16 protein-coding genes and 1 riboswitch are annotated in these 25836 nt (G+C 44.4%); of the genes, 11 read left to right on the forward strand and 5 right to left on the reverse strand.

The genetic code is table 11. The features are described 5' to 3' along the window. The first annotated feature begins 89 nt into the window (after positions 1–89). The 3 genes from F597_RS0100320 (at position 90) to F597_RS0100335 (ending at position 6382) form a co-directional block, all read left to right on the forward strand. Positions 90–2813 (forward strand): alpha-L-rhamnosidase, encoded by a 2724-nt coding sequence (locus tag F597_RS0100320; protein WP_019537709.1) that lies wholly within the window; start codon positions 90–92, stop codon positions 2811–2813. Positions 2814–3273: 460 nt separating this feature from the next. After that, positions 3274–4575 carry a fimbrillin family protein gene (locus F597_RS0100330; protein ID WP_019537711.1) on the forward strand — a complete coding sequence of 434 codons (1302 nt, stop codon included), beginning with the start codon at positions 3274–3276 and terminating at the stop codon, positions 4573–4575. 343 nt (positions 4576–4918) lie between these two features. Continuing rightward, on the forward strand, positions 4919–6382 hold the full coding sequence (locus tag F597_RS0100335; RefSeq protein ID WP_019537712.1) for an amino acid permease: 1464 nt from the start codon (positions 4919–4921) through the stop codon (positions 6380–6382). 29 nt (positions 6383–6411) lie between these two features. On the opposite strand, the gene F597_RS0100340 is transcribed toward F597_RS0100335, so the two are convergent. After that, entirely contained in the window at positions 6412–7113 is a 702-nt protein-coding gene (locus F597_RS0100340) for an SGNH/GDSL hydrolase family protein (RefSeq protein ID WP_019537713.1), read from the reverse strand. A 602-nt stretch (positions 7114–7715) separates the two neighbouring features. On the opposite strand from F597_RS0100340, the gene F597_RS0100345 reads away from it, so the two are divergent. From F597_RS0100345 to F597_RS0100360, 4 genes are all read left to right on the forward strand, one after another. Continuing rightward, entirely contained in the window at positions 7716–8819 is a 1104-nt protein-coding gene (locus F597_RS0100345; RefSeq protein ID WP_019537714.1) for an efflux RND transporter periplasmic adaptor subunit, read from the forward strand. A gap of 6 nt (positions 8820–8825) precedes the next feature. Continuing rightward, positions 8826–11894 (forward strand): efflux RND transporter permease subunit, encoded by a 3069-nt coding sequence (locus tag F597_RS0100350; RefSeq protein WP_019537715.1) that lies wholly within the window; start codon positions 8826–8828, stop codon positions 11892–11894. Between the two features lie 189 nt (positions 11895–12083). After that, positions 12084–13400, forward strand: a complete 1317-nt coding sequence (locus tag F597_RS0100355) for a TolC family protein (RefSeq protein ID WP_019537716.1) — start codon at positions 12084–12086, stop codon at positions 13398–13400. Beyond that, positions 13348–13581 carry a hypothetical protein gene (locus tag F597_RS0100360; RefSeq protein WP_019537717.1) on the forward strand — a complete coding sequence of 78 codons (234 nt, stop codon included), beginning with the start codon at positions 13348–13350 and terminating at the stop codon, positions 13579–13581. The genes F597_RS0100355 and F597_RS0100360 overlap by 53 nt, the downstream gene beginning before the upstream one ends. Here the strand turns inward: F597_RS0100360 and F597_RS0100365 are convergent. Beyond that, complete coding sequence (locus F597_RS0100365; protein ID WP_019537718.1) at positions 13562–14638, reverse strand: DUF3810 domain-containing protein; 1077 nt, start codon at positions 14636–14638, stop codon at positions 13562–13564. The genes F597_RS0100360 and F597_RS0100365 overlap by 20 nt on opposite strands. 1 nt (position 14639) lies before the next feature. Then, positions 14640–15188: a DUF3267 domain-containing protein gene (locus F597_RS0100370; protein WP_019537719.1), complete on the reverse strand. Its 549-nt coding sequence runs from the start codon at positions 15186–15188 to the stop codon at positions 14640–14642. Positions 15189–15418: 230 nt separating this feature from the next. Further along, positions 15419–15488: riboswitch (Fluoride riboswitch) on the forward strand. A 155-nt stretch (positions 15489–15643) separates the two neighbouring features. On the opposite strand from F597_RS0100370, the gene eno reads away from it, so the two are divergent. After that, entirely contained in the window at positions 15644–16927 is a 1284-nt protein-coding gene (eno, locus tag F597_RS0100375; protein WP_019537720.1) for a phosphopyruvate hydratase, read from the forward strand. A gap of 88 nt (positions 16928–17015) precedes the next feature. Here eno and F597_RS0100380 read toward each other — a convergent pair whose 3' ends face one another. Beyond that, entirely contained in the window at positions 17016–18305 is a 1290-nt protein-coding gene (locus tag F597_RS0100380; RefSeq protein WP_019537721.1) for an MATE family efflux transporter, read from the reverse strand. Positions 18306–18416: 111 nt separating this feature from the next. After that, positions 18417–19310, reverse strand: a complete 894-nt coding sequence (locus F597_RS0100385) for an AraC family transcriptional regulator (protein ID WP_019537722.1) — start codon at positions 19308–19310, stop codon at positions 18417–18419. A 423-nt stretch (positions 19311–19733) separates the two neighbouring features. Between F597_RS0100385 and F597_RS0100400 the strand changes: the two genes are divergently transcribed. From F597_RS0100400 to F597_RS0100410, 3 genes are all read left to right on the forward strand, one after another. Then, positions 19734–20801, forward strand: a complete 1068-nt coding sequence (locus F597_RS0100400; RefSeq protein WP_026326957.1) for an efflux RND transporter periplasmic adaptor subunit — start codon at positions 19734–19736, stop codon at positions 20799–20801. Then, entirely contained in the window at positions 20798–23917 is a 3120-nt protein-coding gene (locus F597_RS0100405; protein WP_019537725.1) for an efflux RND transporter permease subunit, read from the forward strand. Before F597_RS0100400 ends, F597_RS0100405 begins: the two co-directional genes overlap by 4 nt. Before the next feature lie 277 nt (positions 23918–24194). Next, positions 24195–25637 carry a TolC family protein gene (locus tag F597_RS0100410; RefSeq protein ID WP_019537726.1) on the forward strand — a complete coding sequence of 481 codons (1443 nt, stop codon included), beginning with the start codon at positions 24195–24197 and terminating at the stop codon, positions 25635–25637. Positions 25638–25836: the final 199 nt, after the last annotated feature.

A 25836-nucleotide genomic window follows, 5' to 3' on the forward strand; every position in this document is an offset into this window, starting at 1 on the left:
AAAGTTTTAGAAACCGTTAATTGATAATTCTCCACTTCCAACTTCCAACTTCTTATTTCTGAGTTCTAATTTCTAACTTCTTAATCAATATGAAACACATTTATTTTTTAATTGGACTTACCCTGGCCATATTCATGGCCGGATGTCAGGGAACAATGGTCAAAGTGGATTCCCTGAAGGTAGAAATGCAGGAGAATCCCCAGGGAGTAAGCACATCGACGCCCCGATTCTCATGGCAGATCACCTCTAACCAACCTGACTTGCAGCAGGAAAGCTATCAGATTCAGGTGGCCGGATCGGAGCAGGATCTGGAAAAAGGAAACAACTTGTTATGGGATTCGGGAATCGTTACTAGTGATGTATCGATTCTTATCCCTTATACGGGAGAAACACTTTCTCCGAAAGAAGTATATTACTGGCGGGTAAAAGTAACTACCAATCAGGGAGAAACAGCCTGGAGTAAGATCAACCACTGGGCTATGGCCCTGCCGGACATTGCCGGCTGGCAGGCCAAATGGATTGGCGAAAATGCGCTTTCAAATCCGGGTGAAACAGATAAAGGAAATACCCGTCTGGCTGCCCGTTATCTGCGAAAACCTTTCGACAGTAAACAGAAGGTAAAACGTGCAGTGCTTTACATCTCCGGGCAAGGCGCCTATGAGGCTTATATAAATGGAAAGCGAGTATCGGATGACGTTCTTGCCCCCACGGTTTCATGGTATCCTGAAAAAGTGTATTACAACGTATATGATGTTACTTCCCTGATTCAAAGAGATAGTAATCTATTGGGAGTAAAATTAGGTAACGGTCGCTATTTCGGTATGCGTGAATCTCCAACCCAGGTATTCGGTTTGCCTCGACTACTGGCACAACTGGAAATTGAGTACAGTGACGGTTCAACAGATGTTATTGTCAGCGATGAATCCTGGAAAGTCACCTCCAGGGGCCCCATCATCGCCAATAACGAATTCGACGGAGAAGAATATGATGCCCGGATGGAGCTTCCCGGATGGGATAAGATCAGTTACGACGATACTACATGGAAACAGGTCGATATAATGTCTTCACCCGGAGGGACACTTACCGCACAACCCAATCCGAATATCCGCGTACAGGAAGAACTGACACCGGTAGCTATCACAAAACTGACCGACGGGAAATTTATTCTGGATATGGGACAGAATATGGTAGGCTGGATAAAGATCAACAGGTTAAATGGGAAAAAGGATCAGCCCGTTACAATGCGGTTTGCAGAAATGCTCAATCCCGACGGGACACTCTATATGGCAAATCTCAGGGGTGCCAAGGTTACCGATATCTATACCCCCGCGGAAGACGGGGAATTCAGCTGGGAACCCTCCTTCGTTTATCACGGATTCCGGTTCGTGGAAATCTCGGGGCTGGATCATCAACCGGCACTATCTGACTTCACCGGCAGGGTTATTTATGACCAAATGGAAACGACCGGTCAATTTGAAACATCCGACGAAATCATCAACCAAATATTCAAAAATGCCTATTGGGGTATCCGCGGAAACTACAGGGGTATGCCCACCGACTGTCCACAGCGTGACGAACGTCAGGGCTGGCTGGGCGACCGTGCGACCGGCTGCTTCGGAGAGGCGTTCGTGTTTGACAATGCCCTGCTCTACAGCAAATGGTTGCAGGACATCGAAGACTCCCAAAGCCCGGAGGGAAGCATTTCGGTGGTCTCCCCGCGGTACTGGACAATCTACAACGACGACGTGACCTGGCCGGCCGCCTATTTCTACGGAACTAAGATGCTCTGGCAACAGTATGGAGATACGGAGCCGGTAAAAAGACACTATCCGTCCATGAAACGCTATCTGGAACGCATTCAACAGGTATCGATGCAGGATTATATCCTCACCAAAGATACATACGGCGACTGGTGCATGCCGCCCGAATCGCAGGAACTCATCCACTCGCAAGACCCCACCAGGAAAACCGCCGGAGCAGTACTCAGTACCACCATGTATTACAGTCTGTTGGATCTGATGAGCGAATTTGCCCTGCTCACCGGAAATGAGAAAGATATAGCCGGATACCGGGAGCTGGCATCAAAAATCAAAGAAGCATATAATGCCCGTTTTTTCAATACCGATTCAGCTTTGTATGACAATAATACCGTCACAGCCAATATACTTTCGCTTCGTTTGGGATTGGTTCCTGAAGGATATGAGCAAAAGGTATTCGACAATATCGTACGCAAGACAGAGGTGGATTTCAACGGTCATGTTAGCACAGGAGTATTGGGAATCCAGCACCTGATGCGCGGTCTGACGGAACAGGGAAATGTAGATCTGGCCTACAGGATCGCCACCAACCATACCTATCCCAGTTGGGGATACATGATTGAAAAAGGGGCGACCACCATCTGGGAACTGTGGAACGGAGATACGGCCGATCCGGCAATGAATTCCGCGAATCACGTGATGTTACTGGGCGATCTGCTTATCTGGTTTTATGAGGATCTGGCAGGGATCAAAAACCACCCGGAAAGTACGGCTTATAAAAAACTGCTGATGGAGCCGAAATTCCCCGAAGGATTATCGCATGTAAAAGCCTCCTATAAATCGGTTTACGGAGAAATTAAAAGCGAATGGGAGAAAGAAAACGGAATATTCCATTGGGATATCACCATTCCCGGAAACAGTTCGGCCATCATCAGGTTGCCAAAGGACCTGAATGTGTCGACACCAACAGGGAAGGGTATAAGGAATGTTATGGAAACCGAAAGTGGAATTGAGATAGAATTAGGTTCCGGAAGTTACCGGCTCTCAAGTATATAAATTGATTTAATGATTTGACTGTGTTAGCTAAATCAATTCATAATTGATGGGATGAAATGACTAAATTTTCATTTGTTCATTTTTAGTTTCTCACTCTTGGTTTTTAGTTTTCCCGTCGTCTCCATTTAGAATTGATATAAATTACCGGAAGGGGTAAACTGTTTTGATTTTTTTGGTTAAAACAGTTGCCCCTTTCTCTGTATTCCCTAAATTTGCACTGTTATTCTCTTTTATCTGATTAACAGATAGATTTATATATGTATGCCCGCCCGGGCAGGTTGTCTTTTTTCGCCGTAAAGTATTTAGATACGGTGTTTGAGTATTATTCGGATTATTTGCTTCGCGTAATTTGTTTCCCTTATCGTAAATTATTGACTTCATTGCTGATTATTTAATTCTATTTAAACCACCATCTTTACCCTGGTAAGATGAATTTAAAAATCCACCAAATTTACTCATCATGAAAGTAAAAAACAATGACCGGGCTTTTTTCAGGCTCGTATTATCATTACTCTGCATCATTCTTTATTCGTGTGAAGGAGAAACGATAGAGCCCGATAAGGCCGGAAGATCCCTTCAACTACATGCGGAAATAGACGGATTAAAAACCCGTGCCGCCAATGCCTCGTGGGAACCGGATGATGCCATCGGGATCTATATGGTAAAGGCAGGCACAACTCTCAATTCATCAGCCATCAAAAAGAATGCAAAGTATGTGACTTCCGGTTCCTCATCCTTCGGGCCGGCCGATGACGCGGATGAGATCATTTTCCCTTTCAATGGTTCAAGTGTCGATTTTATAAGCTATTACCCTTATAATGAAAATATTAACGATTTACCGTATCCTGTTGATCTGACTGATCAGTCGGAACAGGCAGGTATAGACCTGATGTATTCTGACAACGCCAAAGGGTCTAACTCGAAAAATCCGAATGTACGAATGCAGTTCTCACACCAGTTATCCAAGATTGTGCTGAATATCGTCCATGGCAAGTTGTTCGATTTAAGCGACCTGTCGGTGATCATCTCTAACACCGGCACTTATGCTTCGTTCGACCTGGCTACAGGTACTCTTTCCGCAGCAACGGCTTACGGGGATATAGCGTTGAGAGTGGATACCGATGGATCGACTGCCGAGGCGATACTGCTGCCTGCAGGAGACATATCGGGGATGGATCTGTGGTTTATTATCGGGGAGGATACAGAAGTGTATAAATTCCCTTTGGCTGATGCCCTTGAGATCGACGCTTTCGAAAAATCTACCAAATACACCTACAATGTCACGCTGTTCACGGATGAAACCGTGGCGATCACCGATGGTAATATTACCGGCTGGACGGATGGTCCGTCGGAAAATGTAAAGGCTGAGCGGACAGAGGAGGATCCTCCCCTTATCAAAGGATCGAAGAAAAGCCCTTATACCGTGGCGGAAGCACAAGTTAATCAAGGCAAAACAGATGTATGGGTAGAAGGTTTTATTGTGGGGTCATTTGCAGGTACGATTAATAATTTTTTCCCGGGAAATACAGGTACATCGACTACCAATATCGCTATCGCAGATACCCAGGATGAGACCAATATTGATAAAATGATTCCAGTCAATTTATCAGAAGCAGCATCCGCCGTGAGAAACGCCCTGAATATTCCTGATAACCCCGGAAACGTAAATAGAAAAGTGAAGATAAGAGGAAATCTGGAGAATTATTTTAGCGCGCCCGGCTTAAGGAATCCTAAAGAATATCAGTTCATTGATCCCGAATAATGGATAAACCCCAGTCCAATTCTTGCGAAGATGGCGCAAGAATTGGACAGCCGGGGGAACTCCTAAAAATAAACATTAAAATCTTTTATTGAAAAGCAATTATAAGACAAAAAATAACAAAGACTTTAAACTCCTTCCACATGAGAAATACCCGTGCAATGGCATTCGCTCCTACCGGATGATTCCACAATTCTGACAAATATCAATTAGCACCATTTTCGCATACAAAACTTTCATTTTATCATACTTATACCGTTATAAAACCAAAAAAGATTATTTTTGCAATTTATATAAACTTTTGCAAGAGAACAATCTGTATTGTTCTTTTATTAATATAGCACCTATGGCTGAAAACTTATTCGTCAGAAAAGATATTACACAGCTTCAGAAAGAAGTAGAAGGGTCTAACAATCCGTTAAGAAGACACTTAACGGCCACAAACCTGGTTATGCTGGGAGTAGGCGGAGTAATAGGCGCCGGCATTTTCGTATTAACGGGAACAGCCGCTGCTTTACATGCAGGACCGGCCATATCCGTAGCATTCATTGTCTCGGCATTCGGATGCCTGTTGGCCGGACTCTGCTATGCTGAATTCGCCTCGATGATCCCTGTTTCGGGTAGCGCGTATACGTATGGTTATGCAACGATGGGCGAATTTGTGGCGTGGATCATCGGTTGGGATTTGATTCTGGAATACCTCTTCGGCGCTTCAGCAGTAGCTGTCGGTTGGTCGGGATACATCGTCAGTTTTTTTGCCGACTTTGACATTCATTTACCATCGGTAATTTGTGAAAGCCCATTCGCTTACGGCTCTTCGGGCTTATATGCAACCGGCGCCATCATTAATTTCCCAGCCGTTTTCATTATTACGGTCATAACAACTTTATTGGTGATGGGAATAAAAGAATCCGCAAAATTCAACAATATCATTGTAATGGTGAAAGTGATTGTTATTTTGCTATTTATTGGATTCGGACTATCGCATATTCATGTGGAGAACTGGCAACCCTTTATCCCTGAAAATACCGGTACATGGGGAGAGTATGGATGGTCCGGCATTCTGGCAGGAGCTGCCGTGGTTTTCTTTGCTTACGTCGGATTCGACGCCGTATCCACTACATCGCAGGAAGCAATCAATCCAAAACGGGACATGCCTGTGGGGATTCTCGGAACATTGGTGATATGCACCATTTTATATATGGGAGTAGGATTGGTACTCACCGGTATTGTCAACTATAAGGAACTGAACGTAGCTGCTCCTATCGCTCTGGCGATTGATCATGCGGGAGAAGAGTTATTCTGGTTGCGTCCCATTATTAAAATCGGTGCGATTGCAGGATTAAGTTCCGTGATACTGGTATTGCTACTCGGACAATCGCGCGTATTCTACACGATGGCCAAAGATGGGCTGCTCTGGAAAAGCTTTTCAAAAACACATCCCAGATTCAGAACGCCTCATATTACCACTATTGTTATCGGAATAACCGCCGGATTAATTGCAGGATTATTTCCCATTGAAATGCTCGGGCACATGGTTTCTATCGGAACTTTACTGGCATTTATCATCGTATGCATAGGTATTATCATCCTGCGAAAAAAGGAACCGGACCTCCCCCGCGCCTTCAAAACGCCCTGGGTTCCTTTTATTCCGATCTTAGGGACCGTATGCTGTCTTGCTCTGATGGCCTCATTACCGTTAGACGCATGGTTGCGGTTAATCGGATGGATGGTAATCGGGATCATGATCTATTTTCTGTACGGACGACGCCATAGCCGTGCAAGGAAAGCATTGAAAGAGAGAAAATGACTTTGACGGAGATGGGACAGCCTGCAAAGCTATTTAAACTCCTTCCACATGAGAAGTGCCCGGGCAATGGCATTCTCTACCAAAGGCCCCATAATGGCATATCCCTCCTTGTTTGGATGGACACCGTCTTCCGACAGTTCTTTAGGCAGACCATCCCGCTCATCGGTCATGGCAGAGAAGAAATCGCAATAGACAGCCCCCCGTGTGCCGGCATACTGCTTAATACGTTTGTTTAATTCCACAATTTTAGGAGCCGGCTCCAAACCGGGGCGCCAGGGATAGTCGTATGCAGGGAGAACCGAACACAACACCACCTGTATGCCATGCGCCTGTGCCAATTCCGTCATAGAATGGATATTGTCTTCGATCATTTCCAGTGTCGACGGGCCTGTATTACCGGCAATATCATTTGTTCCGGCCAGGATCACCACCACTTTAGGCCATAACTTAAGTACATCCTGACGGAAACGGAGCAACATCTGCGGTGTAGTCTGTCCACTAATCCCCCGGTTGATATAGGGACGACCCTCAAAAAATTCAGGTACCTTTTCTTTCCAACCCTGTGTAATGGAATTACCCATAAAGACCACCCGATCATCACATGTTTTCGCGGGTCCCAGCTTCGCATTATCTTCCCTGAACCGATCCAGGTTCGCCCAGTCCTGAGCTTCTGCACACAATATACCATTCATCACAAATACCAATGCAAGAAACAATTTTTTTACATTCATCCTATTTATATTTTTAATTGTATTGAATCCCGTTTTCGAATGTCAAAAATAGTTATTTAATTGCTGATTCGACACAGGGTTCATCGACTTATTTGAATGATATATCGATTTTAAGACCTAAAAAAAACTAAAAACACTTTCAACATTACTTTTTCTCTACATTAATCGGTACTTTTGAACGTTTTTGTTAAGCTAAATGAGCAAAGTCAGGCTCGTTTGAATGTTTTCGATAAATGGGCACATAGTCAAAACTTGTTTTGACTATGTTGAGCGTAGAACTATTTCGTTAAGTGAGAGCATAGCAAATAAATTTGCTTTGCCGAACGCAAAACTGAAAGTTGAGGAGCGAAGGCGACTTAGATAGTCTAAAGGATTTGAAATAGTGCAATAAAATTGAAAACGACTAACTTTGGTGAAAGATTTTTGCGCGGGATATATAGAGTAAAGAACAAGGAGAGTAAAGAACAAGGAAAGAGATTTTATTTGAGGTGATGATATATTAATCTGCTAACGGGTTAATCCCGACAAGTCGGGACAAGTCATGATGATGTGGTAATGCGCATTACGCATGTTGACCGGTAAGAAGATAGTAACGCAATTGTATGAACAAAAAAACGAAAATAATTGTTTTTGCCTCCATTGCAGTGTTGATCCTGGGGATGGCATTCTTCCCAAAGATCAAGCAATTGTTTACCGGCAGTCAGGATGATGTACCTGTTCAACTCAGTACGGCCGGTGGCGGTGGCAGATCGGCACTGATGGTGAATGCGACAGTACTGAAACCCCAAACGTTGAACAATATGTTCCGGATCACAGGAATTTTACTGCCGGACGAGGAGGTAGACCTTACGTTCGAGTCATCAGGAAAGATCACCAACATCTATTTCCAGGAAGGTTCTTATGTGCAAAAGGGGGCATTGCTGGCAAAGGTAAATGATGCTCCGTTACAGGCTGAACTCAAAAAACTGGAATCCCAGTTGCCGCTGGCAGAAGACAGATTGTATCGTCAACAGACACTCCTTGAAAAAGATGCTATCAGTCAGGAAACATACCAGTCGGTCGCTACCCAGCTAGAAACGTTGAAAGCCGATATTGAGCTGGTCAAAGCACGTATTCAGCAGACCGAATTGCGGGCTCCCTTCGACGGAATGATCGGCTTGCGACAGGTAAGTGAAGGAGCCTATGCTTCATCTTCAGTCGTAGTCACTACTCTCACAAAAATCTCACCCCTTAAGATTGAATTTTCTCTTACCCAGAATTTCGTGAATACAATCAAACCGGGAACAGAAATTTATTTCTCGGTAGAAAACGATCTGGAAGTATATAATGCCACTGTTTATGCCGTAGAATCACGGTTAGACGTACAAACCCTCAGTCTGTTTGCGCGTGCCCGCTACCCTAATACTGACGGGAAGATGAAACCAGGTCAGTCAGCCAGCGTCCGGATCAATCTGGATCAGATCGACAATGCCATCGTCATACCAAGCATTTCCAGTATCAAGGAAATGGGGCGCGATATAGCCTATTTGTACGACAACGGAATAGCGAGAGAAGTGGAAATCGTTACAGGCATGCGTACATCCTCTTCCGTGGAAGTGATCAGCGGCTTGAGTATAGGCGACACGCTTCTGACCACCGGTGTGATGCAATTACGAAACGGAATGCCGGTACAAATCGGTCAAATGGTTGAAAACAGAGCAGATTAATATAAGATGAACTTATCTGAATTAAGTATAAAGCGACCGGTTTTGGCTACGGTATTGGTGCTGATTATTATCATTTTCGGCATGATCGGCTATACCAGTCTCCCTGTTCGTGAATATCCCAATGTAGACAATCCTATTATTACCGTACAGGTATCCTATCCTGGCGCCAATGCAGAAGTAATTGAGAACCAGATCACAGAACCGTTGGAACAGAATATCAACGGTATTCCGGGAATCCGCTCGCTGATGAGCCAAAGTAGCCAGGGCAGTTCACGGATCACCGTAGAGTTTGAGCTGAGCGTGGATATGGAGACCGCTGCAAACGACGTGCGGGATAAGGTCTCTATCGCTCAGAGATACCTCCCCCGCGATGTCGATCCACCTACGGTATCGAAAGCCGATGCCGATTCCGATCCTATCATGCAGATCACCATACAGAGTCCTGTCCGATCAATGCTGGAACTCTCCGAAATTGCCGATCTCACTGTCAAAGAACGGCTGCAAACTATTTCCAACGTAAGTGCCGTGGAGATATGGGGTGAATACCGGTACGCAATGCGTTTGTGGCTCGATCCCCTCAGGATGGCTGCGTACAATATTACACCCATAGATATTAAAAACGCGTTGGACAGGGAAAATATAGAACTTCCTGCCGGGAGCATTGAAGGCGACCATATAGCACAATCCATACGTACTATGGGATTGATGCAGACTCCGGAAGATTTCAACAACCTGATTCTGGTAGAGAATGACTTCCGTATTGTGCGTTTCCGCGACGTGGGATATGCAGAACTGGATGCGGCCAACCGCCAGAATATCCTTAAAAGAAACGGGGTGCCTATGGTAAGTTGTGTGATCATCCCGCAACCGGGCGCCAACCATATCAATATTGCCGATGAGGTAAGGACACGTATGGAACAAATGAGGAAGGATCTTCCTGAAGATGTGATCATAGATGTAGCATTCGATAACACCCGGTTTATCAGGGCTTCTATCAATGAGGTAGAAACCACGGTAATTATCGCTTTCATTCTGGTCGTATCCATTATCTTTATATTCTTACGGAACTGGCGTGTGACACTGATCCCTGCACTGGTGATCCCCATCTCGCTTATCGGAATCTTTTTCGTGATGTATCTGGCCGGGTTCTCTATCAATGTGTTGTCGATGTTGGCAGTCGTATTGGCTGTAGGGCTGGTAGTAGACGATGCCATCGTAGTGACTGAGAATATTTTCCAGAAGGTAGAGAATGGAATGGATCCAGAGGAAGCGTCTATCATAGGATCCAAGGAAATATTTTTTGCCGTGGTTTCAACCACCATCACGCTGGTGGCCATATTCTTTCCGATTGTTTTCCTGGAAGGAATGACGGGACGGCTATTTCGCGAATTCAGTATCGTGATCTCAGGTGCAGTTATTATCTCATCTTTCGTCGCCCTCTCTTTTGTGCCAATGCTCTCATCCAAAATGCTCGCCAGAAGACGGAAAAAGAATAAGCTTTACGAGAAGACCGAGGTAATCTTCGATAGCATGAATCGGTTTTACGACAAATCACTGCGTTCGTTCCTGCGCCATAAATGGCTGGTAATACCTGTTATTGCAGTTTCTGCCGTGTTTATTGTCTTTTTGTGGAATACGATCCCAGCGGAGATGGCTCCTTTGGAAGACCGCTCTGTAGTGATGGTCAGAAGTTCTGCTCCGGAAGGGGCCACCTACGAATTCATCAGGGACTATACTGATCGCATCTCACAGATAGCCGACTCTGTCGCTCCTGAAAGAGAATCGAACATTAATATAACCCGCGGTGGATTCGGTATGGTCCGTTTAGTATTGCCTGACATGCGCGAACGCGAACGCAGCCAGATGGAAATAGCCGATGCCCTTACCATTGCCGTAAGGAATGAGACCGCTGCCCGCGCATTCGTACAGCAGCAATCCACTTTTGGTGGCCGGCGTGCCGGTATGCCGATACGTTATGTATTACAGGCACCCAATATTGAAAAATTACAGGAATTTATTCCTCCTTTCATGGACAGGATGAATGCAAGTCCTCACTTCCAGATGAGCGACGTAGACCTGAAGTTTACCAAACCGGAGACGAGGATACTTATTGACCGTGATAAAGCGGCTATGTTGGGAGTAAGCACCCGCGATATCGGACAAACCCTGCAATATGCGCTTAGCGGCCAGCGGATGGGGTATTTCTATATGAACGGAAAACAATACCAGATCCTGGGTGAGATCAACCGCCAGCAACGCAATACGCCGGTCGACCTAAAAACCATTTACATCAAGAATAACGTCGGACAAATGATCCAGATGGACAACCTGGTGAAACTGGAAGAATCGGTTGCCCCTCCTCAACTCTATCGGTATAACCGTTTCAATTCGGCTACTATCTCCGCGGGGCTCGCACCCGGTTATTCATTGGGGCAAGGACTGGAAGAGATGGACAGGATCGCCTCCGAAGTGCTGGACGAAACATTCAGAACTGCCCTCGAGGGCGAATCCAGAAACTTCCGGGAGAGTTCATCCAGCCTTCTCTTCGCTTTTATTCTGGCCATTGTATTGATTTTCCTTGTGATGGCTGCACAATTCGAGAGTTTCAAAGATCCGTTTGTCATTATGTTCACGGTCCCCCTCGCCCTGTTCGGTGCACTTCTGTTCATGTGGCTATTCGGCATCACAATGAATATTTACAGTCAGATCGGGATCATTATGCTTATCGGATTGGTTACCAAGAATGGTATCCTTATCGTGGAGTTTGCCAACCAGCGCCAGAATGCCGGCATCAATAAACTCAGAGCGATCATTGATGCGTCATTACAGCGGTTACGTCCTATTCTGATGACCAGTATTTCTACTATCCTTGGGTTACTGCCTCTTATGTTCGCTACCGGTGAAGGAGCCAACGGGCGGATCGCAATGGGTACGGCCGTAGTGGGTGGATTGCTTATCTCTACCTTGCTCACTCTCTTCCTCATCCCGGCCATGTATATCTATCTCTCTACCGATAGAGAAGTAAAGGAGATGAAAAGATTGAAGAGAAAACAAAGAGATATGGAGCAAGAATAATGTAACAAACAACGTTCAACGGAGTGAAACGTAGTTAAATGTGTCAAGAAGACTAATTAATAAAGAAGTCAAGAAGTTTAAAATATTGAATCTTAAATCTTGAATTTCTATAGTCTTAGTTCCTGATTCTTGGCTCCTGGTTCTCAAATAATGGTAATTGATAATTTGTAATTGAAAACAGACTATATGATGATAAAGAATGTGCCGTTACTGCTCTTTCTCCTGCTTGCTTCCGCTGTATCCGCACAGCCTGTGATGGACTTGCAGGAATGTCTGAGGATTGGGCTGGAGAACAATTATGATCTGCGTATAGTACGCAATGAAGAGTTGATCTCAGACAATAATGTCACATTGGGAAATGCCGGATTCCTGCCGGAAGTCAGTCTTAACTCCGGTTATAATCTGCGCAACAGCAATTCCGATCAGTATCCTGCAGAAGGAGGAGAGGCTATAGAAACTCGTAATTCCAATACACAAACGTTGGATGCCGGACTGAATCTCAATTGGACACTCTTCGAAGGTTTCCGGGTGCAAACCAACTATCAACGACTGAAAGAGTTACAAACTGTGGGGGAATTAAATACCCGGTTGGCGGTGGAAGAGTTCATAGCCAACCTTACGGCGGAATATTATAACTATGTGCAACAGCAGATACGCCTGGGAAATCTCCAATATGCGGTATCCCTTTCCAAAGAAAGATTACGTATAGTGGAAGCCCGCTATCAGGTGGGTTCTCTTTCGCAACTCGACTTGCAACAGGCGAAGGTCGATTTCAATGCGGACAGCTCACTGCTTATCCAGCAGTACGAGATACTTAACAGTTCAAGGATACGGTTGAATGAGATGATGGGAGGTGATGTGGAGCAACACTTCCTGGCAAAAGACACCACTATTCTCTTCGATGCTTCTTTGTCGAAAGAAGAACTGTTCAATCAGGCGATGCAACATAATACGGTTCTCTTGCTGACCGGAAAGAACAAAACACTGAGTGAACTGGATCTGAAAAGTCTGAGAAGCCGTAATTATCCTTATCTTCGACTGAATACCGCTTATGGCTTCACCCACTACAATTACAACACCGGCACATTCGACAGGCAACGTACCTGGGGTCCTAATGTTGGACTCACACTTGGTTATACTATCTTCGACGGATTCAATCGCCGAAGGGAACAGAAAAATGCCGAGATCACCGTCCAAAACCGTGAATTGCAGGTAGAACGGAACAAATTAGCGCTGGAAAGCGATTTCGCAAATATGTGGATGGCCTATCAGAATAATATAGAATTGACCAATCTGGAACTCGAAAGTTTAGGAAATGCAGAGTTGAATTACGAAATCGCCATGGAACGGTACAAAATTGGCGACCTCTCCGGGTTAGAATTACGTGAAGCGCAAAACAGCCTGCTCGAAGCGGAACAACGACTTCTCACCGCACAATACAACACTAAACTTTATGAGATATCACTGCTCCAAATTAGCGGAAAAGTCGGAGAATATCTGGAATGAAGAGATAAGGGATAATGGACAATGGACAGTTGACAATGGACAGTTGGCAGTGAATAAGGGACTGGGAAAAGAAGGAGTAAGGGAGACTGAACAACCAATAGTGACCGGGAGAAGGGATGACTGGGGAGATTGGGAAGACTGGGAGACTGGGGTGAGGAAGATTATAGAGGTGACTCCGTAAAAATATCATAACTAGAAATAAGTAAGCCGACTACTTCAGAATAATTATCCTGCCCTGAACTGACTTTATTTGTTTTCAGATAAGCATCATATACTCTATCCTGAACATCTGACAAGGATTCGTCTCTCGCCGCAAGCCAATGCTCCCGGTTTCGTCGCAGATCTGCAATAATCTCCGGCCGGATGGATGAAACCAGCGACTCATATTCCTCAGGAAGAAACTTGTGTGTATCGTTCAATACATACCGAAGCGTAGACAGATATGCACTGTATCGGATCTTTTCGTTACCGCTACGGGTACAGACAACAAATGCATACAGATTCGCCTCCGATTCGGTGGCAATACCGAACTGATGCGCCATTTCATGAGCTAAAGTAAACGGATAGGTAAAATTAAGGCTATAGTTATTTACATGGATTTCATTAAAGAATGGGCCGAAATAGCCGGAAACACCCATTTTCGAATAGACCGATTCGAACATCATCGGCTTTGGGTTCCTTTTCCCGTTGGGATAAGATATTCTTAACGTCTCATACATTATACGATACGATAACTCAATTTCTCGCCGTACTTCTTGCCTGTCCATATCTGTACAATCGGTATAGTAAAGGTTCGCCCGGTCAATAAACCGGACAGCAAAATCTCTGAAGATTTCCGGATCAAATGCCATTTCCTCCACATCGCTCCGACCATAGAAGTCTTCCCGGAAATAAGCAATCCCCCAACTAAAATAGAACCAGAAGACGATAACCATCATAAACCGGATCAGCGAAAAAAGAAACTTCGAAAAGGAGATCTTTCGCATGATGACGAACAGGATCAGTTTTATCAACAGCAGCACCGCCACGATCAGAAATATATCGTATAACGAAAAGGAGAAAATATTCGAGATAAAAGAGAGCACTATGGCTACAACGGGATAAATCACACGCATATACCATTCCGAAAGCGTTGTGCTAAGGCTAAACAGAAAAATCATTACAAACAATGCACCAACACTGATCAGTAAAAGCAGAAACTGCTGCTTAGATACTTTATCTCTATGTTTTGATATCATACTAACTCTTCCGGTAAACAAAACACCCCACTTCCGACGAATGATCCTGTACATAAGTTTCAGGATGCTCTTTCCTCAGTACCCATACTATCATAAAATCACCTGCTGCTGCACCGGTATAAATAATTCCAAACAACAGCATCAGTCCACTGCCGTTGAAAAGCGATATAACGGCCGGCACGATTCCCAGTAGTAGCGCCGGCATCAATGCACCCAGGAAATAATGCTTTATCTTTAGTGGTTCCTTGCAATGGCAATAAGGTGTAAGCATCTTCCACATCACTCCAAACCGAATGCTTTTAAACCCCTTCTTGGCAAATAAACCGAAGAAAAAACCGTGGATCAGTTCATGCAGAACAATACCGACTAAGAATAATAATACAAATAACAGACTTTGTTGCAGCGATAATGAGAACTCCGGCCTCCATATAAAGTAAAAAGGAATGCCGAACAATATTGCCGCGGCAATGGTAATCGCCAACGAAATACGACTTGCAGTATGGATGTTGATCGTTTTCAGTTCTTTCTCGTAATCCTCAAAATTTTCCATTATCAAGATGATAAGTTCAATTGCAGATCTTCCATGTTAGTTCTCTTCCACACCCTGTAAAAACAGAAAATCCATAAATCATAAGTGTAAAACGATAATTAGGTAATATTTTGAACACGAGTGAGCTTTTTTAGCCTACCATACTATCCATTGTTTCACATACTTCATAGCAAAGATAAAACTTAACTTCTGAATTGTATACTATGAACAAAAAACTTTTACCTTTGCAAAGTATATAAGGGAATGGAACTTCCCTGTTATAAACCGCTAATATAAATAGCTGATAGTTCCTACTTGATTAATCAATAAAAATAAAGATTATGAGTAGGAATTTTGTATTTGTAGACTTCCCGGTTGGCGGTAAGACTCCCAGAAATAAAGGAATAATATCTGCTCATGTAGTAACTACATGGGCTATACCTGTTTGTATATATTTATTTTAAAATAATTGACTTATGAAGATTACAAAAGTAGAAGCAATCGAAGTGCTCGATTCAAGAGGAAATCCAACAATAGAAGTAGATTTAACATTAGAAGACAGGGCACATGCCTGTGCCATGGTTCCCAGCGGTGCATCGACAGGGGAACGGGAAGCAACCGAACTTCGCGATGAAGACAAAAGCCGTTATGGAGGTAACGGAGTTCTCAAAGCGGTAGAAAATGTAAACGGACTTATTGCCAAAGAAATTACCGGCAGATGCTTTATCAACCAACGGGAACTTGATTCCCTGATGATTGATCTGGACGGCACGCCAAACAAGTCCAAACTTGGCGCAAACGCAATACTTGCCGTGTCGATGGCTTATGCCCGTGCAAAAGCAATAAGTATGGGACTGCCGTTGTACCAATACCTTGGCGGGAGCAATGCCCATATATTGCCCGTACCCTGTATGAATGTGATCAACGGAGGAAGGCATGCCGATAATAATATAGATTTTCAGGAATTTATGATTGCTCCACATAATGCGCCAACTTTTAAAGAAGCGATACGTATAGGCGAAGAAGTATTTCACTCTCTGAAATCTGTCCTTAATATAAAAGGGTACAGTACGGGAGTAGGCGATGAAGGCGGCTTTGCCCCTAATTTGAAATCCAATGAGGAAGCAGTGGAAGTTATTCTTGAAGCTATTACCAAAGCGGGATATAACCCTGATACAGATATAAGTATCTGTCTTGATCCGGCTACCAGTGAGTTATGGGATAATGGTAAATATAAGTTGTCTAAAAGCACGGGGAAAATTCTGTCGAGCGATGAAATGATAAAATTATGGGAAAATTGGATAAAGCAATATCCGATTGTTTTGCTTGAAGACGGACTGGCTGAAAATGACTGGATAGGATGGCAAGCCCTTACCAAGGAATTGGGTAGTAAAATAGAGCTTGTAGGAGATGACCTGTTTTGTACCAACAAAAAAATATTACAGGAAGGCATTAATAAAGGTGTGGCAAATTCCATACTGATCAAACTAAACCAAATAGGAACGGTAACGGAAACCTTAGAAACAATGGAAATAGCCCGGAATAACGGGTATAACTGTTTCGTTTCACACCGTAGCGGGGAAACGGTCGATACATTTATTGCCGACCTGACAGTCGGATTAAATGCAGGTCACCTCAAAACAGGTAGCGGATGTCGCGGCGAACGTATCGAAAAATTCAATCAATTTCTGCGCATCGAGTATCAACTGAAAGGAAGCTCTGTTTTCGCAGGCAAGAAAACATTTAAGCATGTTCGTTGATGTATGGTCAAACATTATTCACAACCACCCACACCACATCAACAAATTATCACATCAGCAAATCATATAAACCTTCCCACCTAACCACTTACAACTGTAGCGCTTTCTTCGCCCAGAATGTTTGCGTAGCGCCTCGCACAAAAAGGTAGAGGATAAACGCCAGCCAGAGGCCGTTATTTCCCCATAATGGAGTCATGAGAAAATAGCAGGCGAAAAAGACAATAGACGAAAGGATCATCGCGTTGCGCATCTCGGCGGAAGCGGTCGCACCGATAAAGATGCCGTCCCACAAGAAAGCGGCAAAGCCGACAACAGGAATCAGGACTGTCCAGAACATAAAATCTTTGGTGTGCTCGATAATATCAAGGTCGTTGGTCATGATACGCAATATCGGATCGGGAAAGAGCATATAGATCACTACAGCAGCAAGACTCACTATCAATCCCCAGAAAAAGACCCTGCGGATCATCCATTGCAGGTACTCCTGGTTCTTTGCTCCATAAAACCGTCCGGTCAACGCTTCACCCGCATAGGCAAAACCATCCATAAAATAGGAGAACAGCATAAAGAACTGCATTAGCAAAGCATTCACAGCCAATATAGTCTCTCCCATTCCTGAAGAGGCGAAGGTGAAAAAGGTAGTCACCAAGGTCAACAAAAAAGTACGGACAAAAATATCACTGTTCACCCTGAAATACTCCCGTATGGCTTGTCTGTCCCAAATAGTCTCTTTGCGGATGTATTTTCGTAACCGGCGATAGTACTTCCACCAGAAACCGGCTGCCACCATCAGCGAGATAACTTGTGAAAGTGTTGTTCCTAATGCGATCCCTTCGATCTTCATCCCGAAGCCGAACACAAAAAGTATGCTCAGGACAATATTAAGCAGGTTATTCAATATGGCGATGAGCATCGGGATCCTTGCGTTCTGCATACCGATAAACCACCCCTTGAAGGCATACATCCCCAGCACTGCCGGTGCTCCCCACACCACGATACGAAAATAGGTCATCACATGTTCCGTTGATTCGGGGCCGGACTGTATCAAACCGGAAGCCAACATTCCGATAGGATATTGCAACAATATGATCAGCAGCCCTGCCCCCAGGCCGATCGCCAGCGAACGAATAAACGCATTCATCACCTCCGGAAAATTCCGGGCTCCCAATGCCTGGGAGGCAAACCCACTGGAACTCATCCGAAGAAAGCCAAAGTTCCAGTAGATCATATTAAAGATATTGGCACCGAGTGCAATGGCTCCGATATATACAGCCGACCCAAGCCGGCCGGCAATGGCAATATCAATCATCCCCAGCAAGGGAACAGTGATATTGGTAATGATATTGGGAAGGGCAAGCCTGAAGATTCTTTTGTCCATTGGCGCAAAAATACGTCAAAAAGGCGATATTCCCGAATTTTACCGGTTATTATCTTTTTGACCGTATCAACGATCTGATAGTTATTAAACCGCTACCCACCTGATTATTCATTATGCCGTCCTATTTATATTCCTGTATCTTTTGGGAGTTACCCCGGTTCGTTTTTTGAAAAATTGCGTAAAAAAGGATGGGTTGGCAAAATTCAGTTCATCCGATATCTGGAGAATGGTCATATCGGTTGTGGTAAGCAAAATACGCGCATTGATCATGGTATGAAGGTCAATACATTCTTTGGCTGTAAACCCGCTGATTTCTTTACATACCACCGATAAATACCGGGAGGTGATGCATAGTTGTTCGGCGTAAAATTCAATATCCTTTTGCTCCCGGTAGTGTTTTGTTATCAATTGTATAAATTCAAAGTATAAAGTTTGTTTCCGGGAATAAGGCTGTTGATGTAATGGTTCTTTTTTCTTGTAGATCCCAATCACCTCATAAATAATGGCATACCCTAAGTTTCTTGTGATCTCTTCTCTACATGGATGATCTTTTCTGGAGTCATGCTCCTTCAGAAATTCACACATCTTTATCAGTTCTTCCAGCTCTTTCTCTTTCAATGAGATACATGGATTATCTTTGATAAAGAGGTAGAGAGGTGTCCTGGAGGGAATAGGAATCTCGGAATTGATCAAGAAATCGGGTGTACACGCTAGGGTATATCCCCTAAAGTCCGGACTTTTTCTTCTTATATATAGAATGTCATTGGGAAGGATTACGCCCATATCCCCCTTCTTCATATGATAACCCTGCGCTCCGATAACTATCTCTACCTCCCCTTCCAAACAAATGCACAAACCTGCGGCATCAACAATACGCGGGAACTGTTCTGCACCCAGCATATCGTATTCACTCCCGTTCAATACAAAACTTTCATAAAGGATATTATCCCCCTCTGCAAAGGAGAGGCGTTCAAAAGTATTCTGTTTTGAGAAACCTTGTTGCATGTTATTATTACTTTTTCAACTTTCTCAAGCATATCCGACGGAGTATATGTAACTAAATCATATAGTACACTTGCAAAAGTCAGTCATACATATTCCAAAAATAAACATTATTTAGACAAAAAACACTCAAGCTAAACGAATAGTTCCGAATTTAAACATTTTCAATGAAAGAACGGACATATTTATTCAAAACCGAACCCATACCTTTGTCGGCGAAAGAAAAAGAAGATGCAGGATGTGAGATTTAGGATTGGGAGACTGGGGAGATTGGGAGACAGAGATTGGGAGACAGAGATTGGGAGACAGAGATTGGGAGATTAGGAGACTGGAGTTTGATAGTTTTGAAATCCTGGAATCCTGAATTGAAAATCGACGTAGTCAAATCCTGAAATCTTGAATCTTGAATTTTGAATTTAAAATAATATGAAAAAGATTGTAATTATGTCCTTGTGCGGATTGCTTCTGATCACTACCGGATGCAAGCAGCAAAAAGAACAGAAAGAGGTTATCAAAACAGTAAAAGTCGATATGGCTGCCACTTATGGTGAAAAGAAAACTGTTTCCTTTCCGGGTAAGGTAAAGGCGGCATCGGAGGTGAATCTGGCTTTTCGTATAAGTGGACCGATCACAAAGGTCAATGTGACGGAAGGACAATTTGTCCGCAAAGACCAGGTGCTGGCCGAAATGGACTCACGCGATTATGCCGTACAGCTTTCGGCTACGGAAGCGGAATACAAACAGGTAAAAGCAGAGGCGGAGCGCATTATCCAATTGTATGAGAAGCAGAGCATATCGGAAAACGATTATGACAAAGCCGTGTCGGGTCTGCAACAGATTATGGCAAAATATAATGCCCATCAGAATGCCTTGTCCGATACCAAACTGAGAGCGCCTTTCGACGGTTATATTCAAAAGCGTTATTTTGATAGAAACGAAACGGTAAGTGCCGGGATGCCTCTCTTTTCAATGATCAGCGCTGAAACACCGGAAGTGGAGATCAATATTCCTGCCGGTGAATTCATTCAACGCGATCAATTCGATTCCTATAGTTGTTATTTTGAACTCTATCCTGACCGGACTTTCCCGTTGGAGCTGATATCCATTAACCGGAAAGCAAATCTCAACCAGCTTTACACCGTCCGACTCCGGTTCAAAGAGAATCCTCATTCTTCAATGCCTTCGCCCGGAATGTCGACGATGGTGACGATCCGGTACAAGCCGGAAAACACAACCATGGTTTCCATCCCCCTTACAGCCATGTTTGAGGTCGATAACACACCTACTGTATGGGTGTATGATGAACGGCTACAAATAATCAATGCCCGTACTATCCGCATATCCGAGATATTGACCGACGGCACGATGATTGTGTCCGAAGGATTAAATGTGGGTGAGCAGGTAGTTTCGGCGGGAGTCCACAAATTATCGGACGGTGAAAAAGTGAAACTGTTGCCCCAGGCTACCAAAACCAATGTGGGAGGGTTGTTATGAATGATATAGGAAACTGGGCGTTGGGTAACCGGAAACTGGTTTATTTTCTGATAGTCGTACTGATAATCGGCGGGATATTCGCTTACTATAATATGAGTAAGCTGGAAGATCCGGAGTTAAAAGTCAAACAAGCAACAGTCATCACGCTTTACCCGGGCGCTTCGTCCCATCAGGTAGAGCTGGAAGTGACCGATATATTGGAGAAAAGCATCCGTTCGATGAAAGGGATCGGGGATGTTTACAGCCGCTCGATGAGCGATATGTCAATGATTACAGTCGAACTGTCGACATTGGTGCAGAACGATGAAGTAGAGCAGTACTGGGATCTGCTTCGCCGCAAGGTAAACGACGTACAGGGAAATTTGCCGGAAGGCGCTTCCCCGTCTATTGTAATGGATGATTTCGGCGATGTGTACGGAATGGTATATGCCCTCACCTTTGACGGGTATGATAACCTGGAGGCGGGGAAATATGCGGAACTGATAAAAAAGGAGATACTGAAGATAGACGGTATATCTAACGTAACCATCTACGGAAAACGGGAAGCATCTATCGATATAGAACTCTATGAGGATAAGCTGGCCAACCTGGGTGTCCATCCGACAGAAGTACTTTCTACGCTGAACGGGCAGAACCGCACCATCTATTCCGGTTATTACGAAAGTGGTGATGCACGGATACGGGTATCGGTCAACGACAGGTACCGGACGGTGGATGATATCGGAGATCTTCTGTTACAGGGGCATGAGAACGACCAGTTACGGCTGCGCGATATTGCCCGCATCACCGAAAATTATACAAGTCCTGTCCGTAACGAGTTGAGATATGATAAAAAACAAGCACTGGGTATCTCTATCTCAGCTTTAAGCGAAACGGACATCACCAAAATCGGTAAACAGGTAGACAGGCTGATGGAAACATTGGAAGAGGAACGCCTGCCTGCCGGGATGGAGGTAAATAAGGTATTCTACCAGCCGGAAAGAGTCAATGAAGCCCTGAATGCATTTATCATTAACCTGATCGAATCGGTACTTATCGTAGTACTCCTACTGATCTTTTCGATGGGGTTCAAGAGCGGGCTTATTCTCGGTTTAAGTCTGGTCGTTACGGTATTCGGTTCGCTGATGATACTGGAGATATTCGACGGTACGCTGCAACGTGTCTCATTGGCTTCATTCGTATTAGCCATGGGGATGCTGGTCGACAACGCCATTGTGATACTCGACGGTATCCAGATTGACCTGCAACGGGGAGTGGAACGAAAAAAGGCGTTGACCGGCATTGGCAAGAAGACGGCAATGCCGCTGCTCGGGGCTACATTGATCGCGGTATTGGCATTCCTTCCTATCTTCCTGTCGCCCGACACGGCGGGCATTTATGTACGCGACCTGTTTATCGTACTGGCGGTTTCGCTTCTGTTGAGTTGGGTACTCGCGTTGACAATGATCCCTATCCTGGCAGACAGGTCGATAAAGATAAAAGAAGGTCAGGACCAAAAAGATCCTTACGACAACAAATATTACCGGGCTTTACGCAGAGTGCTGAACTGGACATTGTCGCACCGCATCATCACATTGGGCACAGGGCTCGTGCTGGTGCTTATCAGCGCATACTGTTACCGGTTCCTGCCGCAGGGATTCTTCCCCGACATGGACTACGACCAGCTCTACATCGAGTATAAATTGCAGGAAGGGCTCAACAGTACACGGACAAAAGCCGACCTGAGCGAGATAGAAGACTATCTGATTGCACGCGAAGATGTTACCCATGTAACCACATCTATTGGTGGTACACCCAGCCGATATAATCTCGTCAGAAGTATCGCCGACCCTTCGCTTTCATACGGGGAGCTAATTGTGGACTACACTTCGCCCAAAGCCCTGGTTTCTTCTATTGACGAGATACAGGGTTATCTCAATGAGCATTACCCCGATGCCTATATCCGGGTAAAACGCTACAACCTGATGTACAAGAAATTCCCTATCGAAATTGAGTTCCGGGGACCCGATCCCGAAGTACTCAGGGAGTTGTCGGCACAGGCAACCGGGATCATCAACGGCAGCCCCGTGCTATATATGCCCACGACCGACTGGGAACCCAAAGTACCGGTATTGATGATCGATTATAACCAGCCGGTCGCCCGGAATATCGGGTTAAGCCGACAGGATGTAGGATTATCGATCATGAGTGCGACGGACGGAATCCCTACGGGTGCCTTCTATGATGGAATCGAAAGCAAGACCATTACCGTTAAAAGTGTCGATAAAGACGGTAATCCGATAGAGTCGATCGAACATACACCTGTATTCAGCATGATACCTTCATTGACAGGTTTAGACAGGCAAACACTACAGGGATTAATCACCGGGGCTGTCTCGGAAGAAGAGGTGCTGGCTTCGGTGTTACAGACCGTTCCTTTAAGCCAGGCCTCCAACAGAGTCTATATCGACTGGGAAGAACCGGTGGTTATCCGCAGCAACGGCGAACGTGCAATGCGTGTGCAATGCTATCCGGTGCCCGGACAGGCCGTGGAAAACGCCCGGCAAACTATCGCACAGCAAATAGAAAATATCGACCTACCCACAGGATACAGCATGAAATGGGAAGGGGAACGAAGTGCGAGCGACGAATCGATGAAATACCTCTTCATGTATTATCCCCTGACGGTTATACTGATGATCGCCATTCTGATCATGCTTTTTAAGGACTATAAAAAGCCAATGATCATCATTCTATGTATGCCTCTACTGTTTATCGGGATCATCGCCGCCATTCTCTTATCCGGTAAAACATTCGGATTCGTCGCTATGGTGGCGGCATTGGGGCTGGTAGGCATGCTTATCAAAAACGGGATTGTACTGATGGATGAGATCACTTTGCAGATATCAGACGGAGTGGAACCGGTCAAAGCATTGATGGACAGTTCCGAAAATCGTTTCCGTCCCGTGATGCTCGCCTCATTGACAACCATTTTAGGGATGATACCCCTACTGGGCGATTCGCTGTTCGGCCCCGCTGCTGTGGTTATTATGGGGGGACTGCTGGTCGGTACACTGATCACATTGCTCTTCATCCCGGTGCTATATGCACTGTTCTTTAAGATTAAGATAAAATGATGTGATGATTTAGCGATTTAACGATGTGATGATTTTTTAAATGTGAATAATGTGTCAATGAGAATAATGTGACAGAAATTAGAACTAAGAAGTGGAAAGGTGGAAAAGTGATTAGGAATTTTGTGAAATCATAGAATCTTGAATTGAATTGTAAAACGACGCAGTCAAAATCAGCACAGCGAAATACTGAATTGAATTAACAATCGAGGTAGTCAATTCCCAAATCCCAATTCCCAAATCTTGGTTCTTGGGTCTTATGTCTAAAAAACAAACAAATATGAAACTAAAAATTATAATCATACTGATTTTCTTTTCTTTCTCTGTCCCCTCTGTGTTAATTGGACAAGAAATGACTTCTGTGCCCGGACAGGCAATGACCCTCGAACAATGTCGGGAATTGGCATTGGAGAACAATAAGGCAATATCTGTCGCATCACGTAACAAAGAGAAGGCCGAATATACCGTAAAGGCATACAGGGCCAATTTCTTCCCTAAGATTTCCGCATCGGGCAACTATCTCTATTCTGATACGAAGCTGAATAGTAGCCTGCCGGGAGGTTATCTTCCTACATTTGTTCCCGATCCTTCTACCGGACAATTGACACCGAATATTCTTAGGGGACCGGACGGGAATCCTGTCATAGGCACGGATGGCAATCCTATCTTCAACCAATATGCCTACTTTCCCGATATGGATATTTCAATGAATGTAAGAAATACCTGGATGGCGGGGCTACATGCTGAACAACCCATTTATACCGGTGGGAAAATAATCTCTGCTTACCGGATGGCGCAGATCGGAGATAAAATCGCCGGCCTGAACCAACAACTTTCCCGTACAGAGATTATTGTAAAAGCAGATGAAGCATACTGGACTTATGTAAAGACAAGAGAACTGATCATCCTGGCATTATCTTATCAACGGGTGGTCTCTGAACTTTTGCGGGATGTACAAAATGCGTGTGAAGTCGGCATGAAACATCATAACGATGTGTTAAAAGTGCAGGTAAAGGTCAATGAAGCCGAATTACAATTGCGACAGGCAGAAAACGGTCACAGGCTGGCACGCAAAAATCTTTGTTATGTAACGGGACTTCCACTCGATAGTGAAATTACACTACCCGAATCATTTGACCACTCCGTCGGTTTAGAAAGAAGATTTATGGGTGATTACACCTCCCGTCCCGAATATGCCATGCTCGAACAGCAGATACAACTGAAAGAACAGGAGATTAAACTCACTCGTAGTGATTTTCTTCCCAAAGTAGGTGTTGCAGCTAATTACGGCTATATAAACGGACTGGAATTAAACGGTTATAAACTCTTAGACGGTGCATCATTCTCTGCCATGATGTCCGTCAACATTCCTCTTTTCCAATGGGGAGAAGGACGTAATAAGATTCGTGCAGCTGAAACCGAACGGGCTATTGTCCAATTGCAACGTGATGATATTGCCCAACAGATGGAACTCGAACTGGCACAGGCCTTCGATAAATGGGATGAATCCGCTCTTGACGTACGACTGACAACCCGGTCACTGGAACAGGCACAGGAAAATATGCGGGTTAGTCAAGACCGTTACAAAGCCGGAATGGAAACGCTGACCGACTACATGGAGGCACAAACCGTCTGGCAGCGTGCGTGGATGGAACATGTCGAGGCATTGATCCGTTTACGACTGAACGAAACCTATTATTTGAAGGCGGCTGGAAAGTTATAGTACCATATCATTACTGTGAACAACTTTTGGGTACTGATATTGCAAAGTTCAGTACCCAAAACTTTCATTTCGGCAAGTTGGTATAAACAGGGTACAATATATACCATAACTTTGTATGATCGGAATAACAACTCCGAAAGATAAAGATATGGTTGTGTAATTCTCGCTTATGCAAAAAACAAGCTAAAATCTATTTTTA

Source organism: Proteiniphilum acetatigenes DSM 18083 (assembly GCF_000380985.1).
Lineage (GTDB): Bacteria > Bacteroidota > Bacteroidia > Bacteroidales > Dysgonomonadaceae > Proteiniphilum > Proteiniphilum acetatigenes.